Origin of the sequence: Neorhodopirellula pilleata (assembly GCF_007859915.1) — a bacterium.
In the GTDB taxonomy this organism is placed as follows: Bacteria; Planctomycetota; Planctomycetia; order Pirellulales; family Pirellulaceae; genus Rhodopirellula; species Rhodopirellula pilleata.
In genome coordinates this window covers 170,859-186,992 of sequence record NZ_SJPM01000005.1, presented here as the reverse complement: position 1 = coordinate 186,992, position 16,134 = coordinate 170,859, and the positions used below count along the sequence as shown (strand labels likewise).

Here is a 16,134-nt window from a genome sequence, read left to right as displayed (position 1 = left end):
TTCGTCCAGGTCAAAAGTCAGCAGGCTGTCCGAGTGCATGAAGATCCCGGATCCGTTGGCTTCCAGAGTTCCATCTCCCACGCCGCCACCCCAACTCAACGAGTTGAGATCCAAGTTCAGCGAACCGATGGGCTGAATGCCCGCCGTCGTTCCGACGCGGTGAATGCCCAACGCATCGGCGCTGGCCGCGGTACCAGGCACCAGATCATCCAGGGCGTGCGCGATCGGTGTGTTGGGCGTGTCATCAAACAAACGGGCCAATTGAACAACGCTCGGTTGTGTCGCGCCCAATGTTGGAGTGACCACCTGATCTGAACCGACGGTGAAATCGACCCCGTCGTGGAACGGTGATGGGTTAACAACCGAGAATTGAATCCGATCGGATTCGTCCTTGGACGCGTGAGCGAAAGGCACGTCAAAACTCAGGCTTGCCCAATTGAGTTGACCCCGATTGTCGTCGGGGCCGTCTTCACGGAAGACTGTCGTCAGCAGCCAATCACCGTTGAGAGCTGAACCGTCGTTATCGAAGGTGATTGACGATTCGAATGTCGAGGAACAGCAGAAATTGGCATCGGGACTGATCGTACCGCTCGTAACGGGCGAGCCACTCGGATCCCTCAACTCATAATCGATGTGATGCACGTCCGAGAACGTCGGGAAATCGGTATCAAAGAACCCTCGAAACTGAAGAGTCGCCGAAATAGTTGGTCCCGCGTGTTCGGTTGCGGAAAGTTCGCTTACCTTCAGATTCAAGGCATGAATGGTATCCTGAGTGGGGGTGTCCTCTTGGATAACAATCCGATCTTGATTGTAGTAGGTTCGAGGAACGAGGTTGTGAGAAGCTCCCAACTGCGAGTTGAGCTGTTCAACAATCTCGTCGATGTGACTGCCACCTGAAACGTACAGGTCGATATCTCGACTTTGCGGAATCCTTGCTCCACCGGGAACGACTGTTCGTCTTGCCGAGCCGTTCGGGTTGAATGGATCTGGCGGCACCGACACACCCGCACGAAGTAAGATATCGTCGCCTGGATTTTCGTAATGCTCGGCGTAAGAAACTCGTATTTTGGATTGTAGATTTTCGTTTGATACCGCAGGGGCATCACCCACCACGAATAGTTGTGGACTCGGGAACGAGACGATCTCACCGCGTGTGTACCCACCCAAGGCACTGCTGAGACTACCGTCGTTGGCAATGTAGTTCTTTGGTGCCGATACGGATCGAGAGACTTCAAAACCTAGCGGCGATCCATCGTCGTCGAGCACACTCAATTGCACATCACTGCCGCCTTCCATCGTGGTCAACAAGATGCGATCTCCCGCAACCGACGCGGTTATCAGATGAGCGAACCGGCTTTTGTCCAACGCGATGTTGATTTGCTCCGCCAGATCAACCTGGGTGACCGTTGTGTTGGCGTCGGAACCGTCGACATGGGGCACAGTCAAAATTTCGGATTCGCCGGTGCCAAAACTCAGCCGCAACGATGTCGTTGTGCCTGGACTCACGGTGACTTCATTGGGAAACAGCACGACGGCCGGGGTGGTTGCCGCAACAGCTACGGAGGCTGCCGTATTTCCGAAAACGAGATCGTCTTTTCCATCGCCATTGAGATCGCCGACGACGAGTGTTCGCATTTGGGTCAGTGGCGTGTCGCTGCGTATGGTCGCAATGCTGTCGTCGAGTGATAGCTCGGGTTGTTCGCTATCGGAAATCGTTTGCCCCGAAAACACATAGCCGATGTTGGCGTTTCCGGTGACAACCGATGGACTATCGGGCGAACGGGTAGCCACCAAAACGTCTGTGTTTCCATCCCCGGTGATCTCCAGCAGTTGAACCGAGATCTCATCGATCGATTCGGTCGAACTCGACAATAAGGACGCACCCAGGGAAGGATTCTTTCGTGCAGCCGAAGGAATCCGAATGAACGAACTATTGCGATCGGCACCCGCTGAAATCAGGACGTTGTCGAGGAATGTTCCCTTCACAAAATCGCCGCCGCCGAGGACCGCTCGCTGTGAATCGTCCCAGTGTCGCGGCCATGGAGTGACGTCGCCATTGATGTTGCTCGCGAACGTGCCTCCATAAACGACCGTCATCAATAAGTCGTCATGAACTTGCTCGTCAACGCTTTGACGACGAATAAAGACCAAGTCATGGATGCCATCCGCATTGATGTCCCCCGCCCCGATGGCCGGTCGCCCCAAATCCGCATGATCGATGATGAAATCGGCAATCACATCGATTTCATCCAAGTCGGTCAGTGTCAGCGGGCCGTAAATGAGATACGAGGTATCGACCGATGACGTCATGAAATCATCGAAACCGTCGTCGTTGAAATCGCCTACCGATTCGAAAGGGCTAAGGATAGACTCGGACGTATTTTCCACTCCGTATGCGTTTCGTTCAACCTGATCCACGTTGGATCCGGAGACGAAATCCACACCCTGACGTCCTTGCGGCTCCAACTCAATGAACGGCGGTGCCAGTTCGAACTGATACGGTTCCGCGTCAAGGTCTAAGAACTGGAAAAAATCCGCTTTCTCAATCTGGATCGGATACCCCACCCCGGCAGCGGATTGAGCGTCGATGGCGTTGCCGTAGATCGTATCCTGGCCGCCGCCACCGTCGACAAGATCGTCGCCCAGTCCGGCGACAATCAAGTCGTTGCCCGAGCCGCCCGTAATGCGATCGGCATAGGGGGTTCCGAACAGAACATCGTTGCCGTCACCGCCGTTAATGCTGATCGCCTCAAACGCACCCTGTTCGGCGTCGCCGCGATCGATCCCCCACTCTTCGAATAGCCCAGCGGGGGCCGACGTGTCGACGATCGGATTTTCCGGATCCGAGAGATCAATGGGCAGGAACTGGAACTCGGGGTCGAGTCGCAACACGTCATCACCGGCACCCAATTCAAACTGGATATTTTCAACTTCGCGAGACTGCAAGAACGTGAATTGGAGTTCGTAACGAGTTTGCCCGTTGTCGTCTGTTTCCGTCCGATAGGCTTGGGTTCCGATGTCCCAAACCAGGCTTGCGAATTCGTATCGATGCAATCCGGTGTTGTAACGCATCGACACATAGTCAGGAACTTCAAATCCGCGGCGATCCAGATCACCACCCAGGTACAAGATCCGGTCTTCGTCGGCACCACCGATGATTTGTTCGCTGAACGTCGGCAAATAAGTTTGTGTCGCGGGATCAAACTGAGTGTTCGGCTGGTTACCCAACAATGGCAATCGATCGGGGATGATCTGGAATGTGTCTTGACCGTTGCCTCCGAAAAGCAAATCGCTTGCTTGACGGTCATTGCCTCCGGTGAGCACATCATTGCCTTCATTACCAAAGATCCAATCTTCACCTGCACCGCCGCGGAGAATGTCATCACCGGTTCCGCCGATGATCACGTCTCGTCGCTGCATGTCTTCGCGAAGTGACATGTTGACATCGACGTCGCGTTCCCTCAATTCAGCCGGCGTGAGTCCACTGACATCGACGCCATCAAGATTGAAACGCAGGTCGTAGAGCGTCGGCACCTGATTGGCCGATATCTGCAACCAGTAAGTGGTGTCGGCTGCCAAAGAACTCAGGTCAGTAATCTCGCTGAGCAACGGATCGGTCGCGTTGATGGTGCTGAGCAAAGCAGAGGCACCGTCCGCCAACAGACCGGAAGCATTGTCAAAGTCGCCTGCGCCGTAGATTTTCAGTTGCAATTGGTCGATCGCCGAACCGCTACGAGTGGAGATGGAACCGGCGGCAAGCCCCGCCTCCGCCAACGAGAATTGATACCAATCGACGTCATCGGGACTGTCGATGGAAAGTCCATTGAATGTCGCTAGTTCGTCGGTTGCAATCGTTTGATCGTCGAACGTTTGGTTGGTCGATCCGCTCGGTCGCAATAAGGTGAATGCTCGCCGGGGATCATTGGGGGATGCGGTTGAATTGTTGCGTCCTCGAACTCCATTGACGCCTTGGGAGCTTTCGGCGCGATCGACGAGGATCGCGTTGCCGCTGAGGATCTCGACGACGTCGTCACCGGCACCGGCATCGACCCATACGGTCTTTTGCACGGTCGGGCCGACGGTGACTCGGTCATTTCCGTCCAACGCATCGATCAAGATCACCAAGAAGTCACCTTCGGGCGGCAGAATGCCCGCGATCAATTCGCTTGGGGTGGCGGTCTGCACGGCCGCTGCGGCAATGGCTTCCAATTCTTCGCGACGTGATTCCGCATCCGTCAATTCAGACAATTGATCGAGCCGGAACGCGAGATCTTCGACGCTCCATACGGCGTCACCGTTACTATCAGTCGCGGCGAAATCCAAGTGAACCTCGGCACTAAAGCTGAAGTTGCCGTTGTTCTCAGTGAGGCGAGTGATGAGGTGATGATCGGACAGCAAGCCGGGTTCGGTGACATAGTTGACTTCGATCCGATCGTCCGCATTCGTACCACCGACGTACCAAACCTGATCGGATTCCTTGGCGTACTCTTTCCACGCATCACCGGCCAACGTTCCATCGAGCGATTCGAACGTCGTGCCATCGCTGCGGAACAGGTCATCGCTACCGCCGTTGCCGTACATGAAGTCCAGCGTCGTGCCGCCGTAGAGTTTGTCGTCTTGCTGGGCACCCAACATGCGATTGAGTCCGGTGACTTCCTGGTTCAGCGTTCCGGACTGGCTGCCTGAAGTGATCGTTCCGTCTTCAGCAATGAACACACCGAAGTCGTCACCGATCACGCCGGGATCAAAGCTCCAAGCGTACAGTTCATTCTTACCCTGACCGCCGATCAGATCGTCGTTGCCTTGCCCCGCAAACAGTCGATCGAGATTCGACGACAATCCGCCGCCGCCATCGCCCCACAAGCGGTCATCGCCACCGAACCCGAAGGCGGTATCACTGCCGGTGCCGCCATCGAGGCGGTCGCGTCCGGACGAACCAATTAGCGTGTCGTCGCCGCTGTTGCCATCAAACACGCCGACCCAGTCGCGGGAACGATCTGCCAAGAACGATGTGTCCAGCGGGCCAAGACCCAGCGGCAGGTTGCCGATGGCACCGGCGATGAGTGCCAACGGCGTGACGAAGCCGATCACGTCATTGCCGGCTAAACCCGCGATGCGGAATTGTTCGACCAACAGATTGCCATTGGGATCAAGCATCTCAACGGGGATCAACTTGGGTGCGGAGACGTCATCGTCATACCAGACACCTGCTTTTCCTTGGTCGGCTCCCACCAGCGTGATCTCACCGATCAGGATCGTATCGCCTGCGGTGGTTCCGTCGATGGTCAAAATATCGGTGGCGTTGTCGTCTTCGACGTCCCCTTTATTGGCGTTTCCGTAGTGACCATCAATCAAGTCGTTGGCGTCCGCGTTGATTTCAAGAACAAACAAATCAATGCCGCTACCGCCGTACTGCTTATCATTTCCGAGTTGGCCATCGATGTAGTCGGTTCCGGCACCACCCCAAATCGTGTCGTTGTCGTCACCGCCGAAGAGTTGGTCTTCACCACCACCGCCCAGCAAGGTGTCTTCGCCGACTTCACCCTGGATGAAGTCGTTGCCGCTGTCGCCGACGAGCAGTTCATTCTTGCCGGCCCCGTACAAGAAGTCGCCACCGCTGCCGCCGAACAATTGGTCACCGCTAGCCGAGCCATTGGTTGTTTGGAATGCATAAAGGTAATCTCGCCCGTCGCCGCCGAACAAACGCTGACCGTATCCGCCGTCATCGCCACGCAGTTCGTCATCGCCTTCGTCACCGAGCAAGATGTCTGTGCCGAGTCCGCCCTTGATCGTATCACCGCCTTGGCCGCCGCGAATGAAGTCGTCGCCATCGGTTCCGCCAACCGCATCGTCGCCGAAGATGGTGTCCAACCCCGCACCGGCATCGATGTAATCACTACCGCCGCCACCCTTGATAACGTCCGCATCCACACCGCCAAAGATGACGTCATCGTCGCCACCACCGTCCAGATTGTCGCGGCCATCGCCAGCCACTCCGTCGATGGAGACTCCACCAACGATGATGGGAACGCGGGAAAGATTAAAACCGGTCGGGTGATCGACTTCGGCCTCATCGACTAAAGCCAGCGTGGTGAAGTCAGTAGTGTCGTCGTAATCCTGGCGTGTGCCGAGCGGCATGCCACCGAAGATCACGTCCTTGCCTTCACCGCCTTGGATGATGTCGCTGCCCAGCAAGCCGACTAACCAATCACTGCCACCTTGGCCATCGAGGTTATCGATGCCGCTGCCACCGACGACGTCGTCGTCGCCATTGCCCGCGTGGACGGTGTTGTCACCGTCTCCGGTGAAGATGAAGTCGCGATCCTCGCCCGTTGTGATCTCGTCGTGTCCATCGGTCGCCGACGGGTCCAGCGTGGAGCGGACGGGCAGACCCACAGCGAACGTGATCGTTCCGTCGTCACCGAGCACGTAGTTGGCACCGTCACCTGCCTTGATGATGTCGTCATCACCACCGCCCAGGATCGCGTCGGCTCCGCCGAAGGTCGTGATCGTATCCGTGCCCGAACCATTGCTTGCGGTACTGGTCGCGACGGTGGTGCGGCCGTTGAGCCGGTCGATCGATCCGACATCACCGATCAGGACGTTGTTGCCCGTGGTGCCCGCCGAGCCGACCGTGATGGTGTCGTTGCCTTCGCCGCCGATGACGAGATTGTTGCCGCCGCCGAGCGTGATGGTGTCGTTTCCGCCGCCGAGTGTGGTGGTTTCCATGTCAACGACGAAATCACCGGACAAGGTGATGATGCCTTGATCGCCGAGCACACGATTGTCGCCCGCACCGGCGGTGACCGTGTCATCGCCGCTTCCGGGGAGAATCAGGTTATTGCCACCGCCAGCGCGGATGGTGTCGTTACCGAGCGTGGCGGTCGTCGTTTGGATCGTGCCGAACGAAAAGTTAGCGGAGTCACCGACGAGCGTATTGCGACCTTCTTTGCCGTCGATCGTGTCGTCACCGGCAAGGCCGATGATGCGATTGTTTGATCCGTTGCCGGTCAACGTGTCACCGGCGGAGCCACCGGTCAAGAATTCCATTCCCGCGACCATGCCGATTTGGTTCACGCCGGATTCGAAATTCACCGTCACTGAACTGAGCCAAGCCGAATAGTCCAGATGATCTTCGCCGCCAACACCACCATCGGTGGTTCCGGTCAAACCGGCGAGCGACTCGATGACGAAATGGTCGCTCGCGGACCCACCGACGATGCTTTCGACACGCTCGAAGTTCACTGTGGCTCCGCCACTGGTTTGCCCTTGATTGCGTCCAGTGATCGTGGCGGTGATCGAGTTGGCTTTCGCCGACAAATCCAACCTGTCCGAATCAGCGATGTTGATCGAACGCGATCCCAACAGGTGTCCGCTGATCGATCCGTCGGCGGCAACGACAAACGCGTCGTTGCTATCACCACCGGTGAGATTTTCGAAACCTTGGAACTGGAAATTGCCATCGATGTTGCCTCGGTCGGCACCGGTTACGTTCCAGGTCGCCGCAGCATCCGCACCGATCAATGTGTCCGCTGCGCTGCTACCGATGAAGGATTCGATGCCAACGTAGCTGCTCAGCAGACTGGCCGTCGATGACTTTCGGTCGACTTCGATGGGGCCAACGACATTGGCATAAGTGATCAAGTCGGTGCTGCCCGCACCGTCGATGGTGCCCGAAATTCGTCCGGGACCGACGAACGCGAAGATGTCGTCCTGAACGCCGCCGCGGAGGTTTTCGAATCGAGTGAAGTAGAACTCATCGTCGATGTTCCCACTGCCGTTTCCATTGATCGTCCACAATCGCGTCGTGCCGACGGCGTCGTTAAGGATCAACGTGTCGTTGCCGCCGCCGGCCACCATCGATTCGATGCCCTCGACCAGTCCACCGGTGGGGCTCGTCACGGAACTTCCTGATGCGCCCTCGACGCGGATGCTTCCCAAGGTGACCGTCAAATCTTCGGTCACGGCGCTGAAGTCGAATCGGTCCTGCGACGGTGTCCCACCAATGACCGGCCCGGCGTCGACAATGATGTCATCGCCCCAACCGTCTTCGAACAGATAGACATCGTCGTTGCCGCCGCCGGAAATGGTGTCGTTGCCCGCACCGCCAACGAAAACGGTCTTGCCCCGACCGCCGGTGAGCTTGTCGTTGCCCGCACCACCGATCAGCGTAACCGGGATGGAGTCACGAACACTCGGGTCGATCGTAATTTGATCGTCGCCGGCACCGCCGTCGAAACGGATTTCATTGACTTGGTTTACCGGATACTGGCGTTTGATCTTGAGAGTCGTCGTCTCATCAAAAGCGTAATCGTATTCGACTTCGATGACCGGTACGCCATCGGCAACCACTTCACGCACGGTGAAGACTTCCGCGTCATCGGTGCTCGTCCCCGGTTCCCGCACACCGGCCCGAGGCCCGGCGTTGAGCAACAAGGTACCGTTGCTGAACCCCGGCTCGTTGTCCGTAAGCGTGGCGACGTCGAGATCGACCGTGCAGGAATATTCAAAGCTAAAGAGTTCTTCGTTGATGATGGGGATGTATCCGTCGACCTTGAAAATCCAGACGCCGACGGACCACTCGATCCCGACAACCGCGTTCAAACTGCCGTGGGCGTCAAACACGCAGGCACCCGGGACGTTGGCGTCATTGGGCAACGTCGCCAGGGCAGCCAGTTCGTCAAAGTACAACTTGCCATCGCCGTCAATGTCGTTCCAATTGAACGCCAGTTTGCCTTCCACGCCGCCGACCAGGTAGACGCTGGCGATGATGATATCGATGCCAACACCGACGTTCAGACCCAGACTGAATTCGATTTCGTCGATATCGTCGCCGGTGGAAACGTTCGACAAGTCACCGAAGTACAAACCGTCCAGGAAGTTGCCGGTTTGCGAGATCCCACGTGTATCAAAGCCGAGTGAGAAGTCCAGTTTCGCGCCGATGTTGCCGCCGACTTTGGCAAAGATAGGTGTCGGGCCGAGGGGTCCGAAGCGAGCCGAGAACGGGATATTGAGGTCGAGCGTCGGGATGTCCCATTCGAGCAACTCAACGGTTTCGCCGGTGAGTAGCTTGAACGCGTTGGTCGGATCGGACAGGATCGGGATGTTGAGCCCGTGGCCACCGCTGGTTGCCGATCGACTGAGTTTCTTCAACTTCGATTTGGTGCTCGACTTGTTCGCCTCCGAGCCTGGCGTTGTGGGGCTATCGATTTGGTTGAAAACGTCGCCGGCCATCGGCGACTTGGTTGACGCGTCGACACTGACTTGAGTCGTCGCGTCGGTGACGTCGATCTTGCCTGTGGTGTGTTTGTAGTCGATCGTGACCGTTCCGACTTGCGGTTTCAGGAACTTGATCTTGGTGACCGATTCGTGAATGACGGTGTAGTCCTTGGAACCGAGCACGGTGGAACCGGCGGTTACCTTGATCGAGCCGGCTTGGGCGGAATGATCCAAGGCGACGATGCTATTGATGCCCGGAGCGGAAGTCGTCTTTTGTGCGGTGTTGCTGTTACCGCCTGACAGAACGAAATCACCAAAGTTGATGATCATGCCGTCGGCACCCGCGAATCCTTTGATCTCATCGACGGCGTCGAGGATTCCGCCGATCGTATCGAGTACCTTCTTGGCGTCGGCAACCTTGTCACCGAGGCCACCCGCGTACGCTCCAAGATCCAAGAACGTGATTTTGGGACCTCCTAATGCTGTGGAAATGTCACTGAACCCAGGCACTTCGCTGCGGAGGAAATCGATGACCGGTTTGGCCGGTTCGATGTACTTTTCGAAAACTTCAAAGGCCGGTCCGGCGATCGATTCAAAGAAGCTACCCAGGTCCAGTGAAACATCATGGAAGGCAACTTCCGGCGAGCCGCTGACGAATCCTTGGCTGGTGCTGTAGCTGATTCCCCAATCCACGGTCAGGTCAGTCGTCAGCTTCGGCAAACTACTGCCCGCATCGGTATCGGCGGACAAGGCCAAATCCACGAACGCTTCGGTGCGGATGCCAGCGGTGAACAGGGGAGCGGCTCCGCGAATCTCACCAAAACTCAATCGGTTCTTCGCGTCGTTGTCTGGGTTATTGACATCGATGAAGATATCGCCGCTGAGCCCAGTACCTCGCGAGAATCGACCGTCGCCGTTGATGTCCACTTCGTCGAGCACGTCGTTCATGTCGCCGTCGCGGTTGTAGTCGATCCCATCGACGGCTTCGTTGAGGCCGGAATCGAAGACACCGTTGGCGTTGTAGTCCTCGATCGGGTTGCTTTTGGCAACCAAGTTCAAGAAGAACAACTCGCCCTTGAGCGACGTGCCGGGTTTCAAATTGACTTGAGCACCGAGTGTGATCTCGGGAGAGCCGGCGGTTCCGTCGTCGAAACCGGTCGAATCGAAACTCGTGTTCTCATTGAGTTGGAAGAAGAACCCATCGCGAAGATTGATGCCGAATCCAAAGTTGAAGTCGTAGTCCCATGACAGCTCGACGCCTCCCTCGGTTTCGAACTCAAAGACAACGGCGTCAAGACCGAGATCGAAGTCGGCATCGATGACGTCGCGACCGGCCAGTTGTAGGTTGATGTAAAACTCCATGTCGGCTGGCGCGGTCGTTGCGAAGTCAGACAAGAACACTTCCACGTCACGGGAGTCGGCGACTTCGGTGCCGTTGGATTGAGCGGCGTCGTCATGGAACAAGGGGTTGAGCTTGAGCATGTTCGCGCCGAGAGGGCCGAGCGCGTTGTAAATCAGTTCCTGGATATCACCGATCAACGCATCGACACTGTCATCGGTGGAGTTGACCAGGGCTTCGAACTCGTTGACGAGCGTCTGCAACTCACCGACAAAGCTGCCGCTCATGTCCAGCCCGTCGCCGATCAGTGGCAGATTCGATAATAAGTCCGACGTCAGTCCCGATTCGATGGTTGTCAAAATCGTGCGAGTCCCTGAGATCAGCTGGTCCAAACTCATGCTGCTCAGATCGGTCAGGCTCGCCAAATAGCTGTTCACGCCCGAGGACAGGTTGGCATAATTGATCGTCGGGGCGGCACCCGCGATCGTGTAGTCAACCGTGATCGCATCGGCAATGACGGGAATGCCCGGAAGCGTCGCATCAAAATCGGCGTTGATTTCACCATCGACGTTGAAGTCAAACGTGTTGGCCAGACCACCGGTGAAAAGTTGCCTGATCGGAATCGCGCCGATCGTGTTCGCGTCCGAGGGAGTCAATCCTTGATCGATCGATACGGTGATGCTGGCCGGAGCATCACCGGCGGTATTGGTGAGGGTTGCCGTTCCGTCTAGACCAGCCTCGAATCCGCCGATCCCGGCGGTGACGTTGAGCGACGAATCGATCGCGGCGGTAATCGCGAAGCTGGTGCTGTCGAACACGTAAGGTGTGAGTGAAGCGAAGTTGAATCCGATATCCAAGTCGATGGAGCCACCCAACGTGACGTCCAGGTTGCCGGTTGAGTCGATGGTGATCGGACCAAAGTCATCGAGCGCCAAATCAAAACCGACGTTCCGCGTGACACTGGGGTCGATATCCAATGCCAGCTTGATCGTGTTTTGATTGCCAGCCTGGCTGCTGTCGGCATCGACGAATGAAATGGCAATCGCCACGGGCAAACCAAGCTCGGCTTGCAGCAGATCCGTCAACACCGCACTCAAGTTAGCCGTTGAAATCACTCCACCGGACAATTGATCGGCGAGTGTTTGCAACGCCGCGACATCGACGCCCTTTTCGGTGAGGTCTTCCAAGACGGACTGCAGATTGATCAGTGCGGCGGATAATCCCGCAGTGGTGACAAACTTCGCCTCGATCACGGCGTCGGTTGTTCCGAGTGCGCCAGCGGTCGTGGTTTCGAATTGTGTGGTCAGGCCGCTGGGACTGGATGAGCTCAGCGACACGTCCCCTAAAGATTGATCAAAGGTAAACGTCAATGGACCACCCGGTTGGCCGGCCACGGTGACTGATCCCGGTGTTCCCAACGCGGTCTCAAGAGCTGCTGTGACATCCATCGCCGTCGCGGTGCTCGAGATCATTTCCGTTTGATAGGTGCCCAATGCACCATCAGTGATTTCGAGCTTGTAGGTATGCACCGGATCGATTGACCGACTGACTTGATCCAGCGAGGCGGAGAGTTGTGCGAGCTGTCCCGGCGAAGCGTTGATGAAGTCAATCTGCACGGCAAATTGATCACGCAGGCTTTTCAGCGTGTCGATGTCCGGCGGGGCCAACAGGTGGTCGGCAACGGCGAGGATCCCGTCGGTGAAGTCCAGCAGGTCATTCGGGGTTTGGCCGATGACGGGAATTTCGGTATTCAATCCATCAATGTTGCTGTCGCGCAGTAAATCAACCACCTCGCGCAGCATGCCAGCGATGTCGGAAAGAGAAAGGTTCTTGAAGTCGCCGATCTTGTTTTTCAGATCGTTGATGCTCGGTCCGGAAATATCGAACGTCGGACGCAGCAAATCGTTGGGGTCGCTGCTTAGCGTCAACGTGATCGGCTGAGTCTCTCCGAGCAATGGAATGTTGATCGGAAAAACCGCGTTGCCGCTGTATGTGAACTCTGGTGTCACACCGGCGGATGTTACTTCGCCGAGGCGCAGCTTGTCATCGGCATCGGTCAGTCCGAGGGACGCCATGATGGTGAAGTCGGCAGTGCCGCCATCGGCCGGTTGATCACCACCAATCCCGAGTTCCAGCAATCCGAGAGACGCCGTCAGGTCGATGTCGTCGGCATTCAGGGTTGCATTGGCATAGATCGAACTGTTGGTGGTGTCGATGAAAAACTGATCAACCAGAGAACCCTTCAACAGGTTGTCACCGATCACGGTCTTGGAATCGTCGTAGGTCGTATCGACATCGTCGTCCGCGGCCGCACGGGTGAGGATACCAAGGCCCGCGCCGGCGGGACTGGTGCCGATCGAATTGGACGCCGCCGAGATGGTCAATCGAAGATCACCCGATGGCGTCGTCGAATCGGTGATCTGGATCTGGTCATCGACAAAGGTGACCGAGAGTGATGGAGCTGCGTTTTGGATTTTCGTTTGCACATCGCCGAGTGTTTCGGCACCGTCGAAAATCACTTCGAGCGGCGTCGAACCATCGGCTCGTGAAATCAGCAAATCCGCTTGAGAACCCGTGTCGTTGACGGCAAACCCGAACGCGGCGGCGGTGACATGAATGTCATTGATCAGAGGATCTTCGGCGATCAGAACGAGGCGCCCGTTAGCGTCCGCTTGCACCCGAATGCCTGCGGCCGACAATGCGTCGCTGAGATCGAACGCGAGATCGGCGGCCAAGTCTGCACCGGTGTCATTGTCGGTGAAATCGAGCGTGGTCGATTCGACGGTGATCGTGGTCGCCGCTTGGTCAAATCGTTTGACGCTCAGCTCGAGCGTGCCGGCCGATGCGACTGCGGGACCGCTCGAGGTGACTTCCACTTGAAAGACCACGGGATTGCGAAGCGAAGACAACAAGGTGTTGGCATCGACGTTGCTTCCGCCGCCGATCCGATTCAGGTCCAAGCCAATGTTCAGGTTGATTCCGGCGGTCACATCGAAGTTCGCCGCGGAACCACCAGCGAAGTTCAAATCGGCAAACCCGACATGGATCGCTTCGCTGAAATTCAGGTCGATGGACTCGGTAAACGTCTCCTCGAGATTCAGATTGAAGGTGACTCGATTGGTGACGCTGTCGTAGCCGAGCGTGGTTTGCACCGGCATGTTTTCATTGAGCACCTCGACGAAGTCACGCAGGTTCGTCACGCGGAACTCGGCGGTGGCGGCTTGGCCAACACCGATGCCCAGTTCAGATGCGGCTGGATTCGCATCGGCCGCTTGCGACGCGTCCAGACCGAGGTCTTCACCGCCTAGGATCAGCACCGATTCCGCCGTGCTATCGACTGCAGCAATTTGAATGAACTCGTCGTTAACGATTCGGGCGACGAAGAGTTCGTTGAGAAGCGTTCCATCGCCGATATCGACGCCCATCGCCGAGTTCAGGTCGCGAACCAAATCGTTCAAACGCGTATTGGAAACCGTTGATTCGGCGGTCAGCGTGACGTCCAACTCGACGGCTTGGTCCAGGTTCTTGGTATCGACCGTGAATGATAGATTTACGTCTCGTCCCAGTCGTCCGCTGCTCGGTGCCGGCGAGGGACCGGTGATTTGCAACGTTGAGATATCCAGTGTCGAACCGACCGAGGGATCGACGGTGCGAATCGAGAATCGATCGGCAATCGCTCCGAGTGGTTTTTCAGCGATCACCTGGGCACCGAGTCCGGCGGCCACCAAGGCGGCGTTCACGTCGTCGTACAAATCATCGATCGATCCATTGGTGAGATCCGGAGCCACGGTCACGAACACCGGGTCTTGATCGTCGATGCGAACGGCGAACGTCGCCTCCTCGCTCAGGATTCCATTGGTAACGCTGATGTCATCGCTGCCAAAGACTCGTGCGTTGTTGTAGAACTTCGTGAGCAGTTCGCTGGTTTGATCGGTGAAGCTGGCAATCGTCGAGATCGCATCATCGACAAACGGAATACCTCCGGGCACGTTCAAATCGCGAGCAAGCGACTGCAGCGAGTCGCCCAACTGAACGACAAACGCAGAAATATCCGATGCCTTAAGTGTCAGTTCCTCGACGAGGGCGTCCAGTTCGATGATGCCGAGTGCCAACAGGCGTGCCGCGGCGGTGGGTTTGCCCAGCGTCAAATTCGATACGATGTCGCTAGCACCATTGGCTGCCGCGCCGATGGCTTGCAGGATCTGCGACTGAGCGAACTTGTTGATCACCAACCCCGTGTGAATCACCGGGTCACCGTTGTTGTCCGCGTCGGCGGCATTGATCGGGACCAACGATAGTTTTGCATTGGTGTCACCAATGAACGGCCCCAAAGCGGACTCCGTCGGCACGGTACCGTCGCCGCCGGCGACGACCCGGACGTCCTCGTACCATACCTCCGTCGGAGTCGGCACCGTTCCGACGAAATCGGTGAAGGATAAGATTTCGTTCTTGGGGAAGAAGATTCCGTCGGCACCCGTGTGCGAAACCAACGTGCTGCTGGTGTCGACTTCGGTGCTGTAGACGACCGATGTCGAAGCCGTCGAGTTGATGTAAGCGTTCGTCGGATCCGCGTTCAGATCCAGTAACAGATCATTGAACAAATTGGCTTCGGGTGTGTTGGCCGATGTGATCGAATCGAGCGAGCCGTTGCTATCGACATCGAGGACGGGATAGGTGGGCAGCAGGTGTCGAAGCGCGCCGACGTACTGTTGGGCGAATTCAGTTTTGTCGATGCTCGAATTAGAGATGTCGTCGGTGGTGATCGAACCGTCAGGACCGAAGATCGTGGCGCCGCCCTGTAAACGTTGGTAGGCTTGATCGACCAAACGCGACGCCACGCGAGATTCGGGGGAACTCGCCCAATCGTCCAGGGACAGATTCCACGGGTCGGAGGCTCCTTGATTGGGAACGCCCGCCATGACGAGATTGCCGACAGGCAGTAAATCGTCCGTGCCGTCTCCGTAGAACGAACTTTGCAGATAAGCCCGCGCGATCAAACCTCCGGTACTGTGCGTGACGAGGTCCACCGCCGTTGCCGAGGGATTGGCTGCCTTGACGGCCTGCAGTGTATGGGCCAGATAGTCCAAACCCGTATCAAAGGTCGCATCGGTGATGTCGGCGTAGGTCGCCGCCAACAGCCCGTCGTTGACTCCGTCGACTGGAGCAACCGGCACGCGCCAGTCCCACGTCGTGACAAAGAGGGTTTGATTCTTGACGTAGCCTACATTCTCGAGCGTCTTGACGATGTTCTGATAGACTTGGCCGAGCGGTTCGAGGGCGAGTTTGCTTGGTTCCAAGCCTCGGTTGGTGTACCACTCGTCCACGCGTGCTGACCGTTGCGGTTCGTCAATCAACGCGTTTTGATCGTTCAGTACGTCCGCAAACGTCCCGCCGAATCCGGGAATGACGACAACCGGATTGATTCCCGCAGCGAGCAATTGCCGCGACTCGAGTCGCTCGAAGACTTGAGCGATTTGACGTCGTTGCTGATTTCGTCGTCGCGAAGATTTTCGAGTCGATCGATTGGTCAGGTCACGGTTGGATGAGTCACGTCGAATCTCAGGTGAAAATCGCAT

The 16,134-nt window shown here is 57.0% G+C and carries 1 protein-coding gene (cut by a window edge); it reads right to left on the bottom strand.

Going from position 1 to position 16,134, the window contains the following annotated elements:
* A protein-coding gene (locus Pla100_RS13635; protein WP_146578263.1) for a LamG-like jellyroll fold domain-containing protein crosses the window boundary here: on the bottom strand, nucleotides 1-16,134 show its 5' portion. Its footprint begins 14,490 nt before the window's first position; only the first 16,134 of its 30,624 coding nucleotides appear in the window; it begins with the start codon at nucleotides 16,132-16,134; its stop codon lies beyond the left edge, outside the window.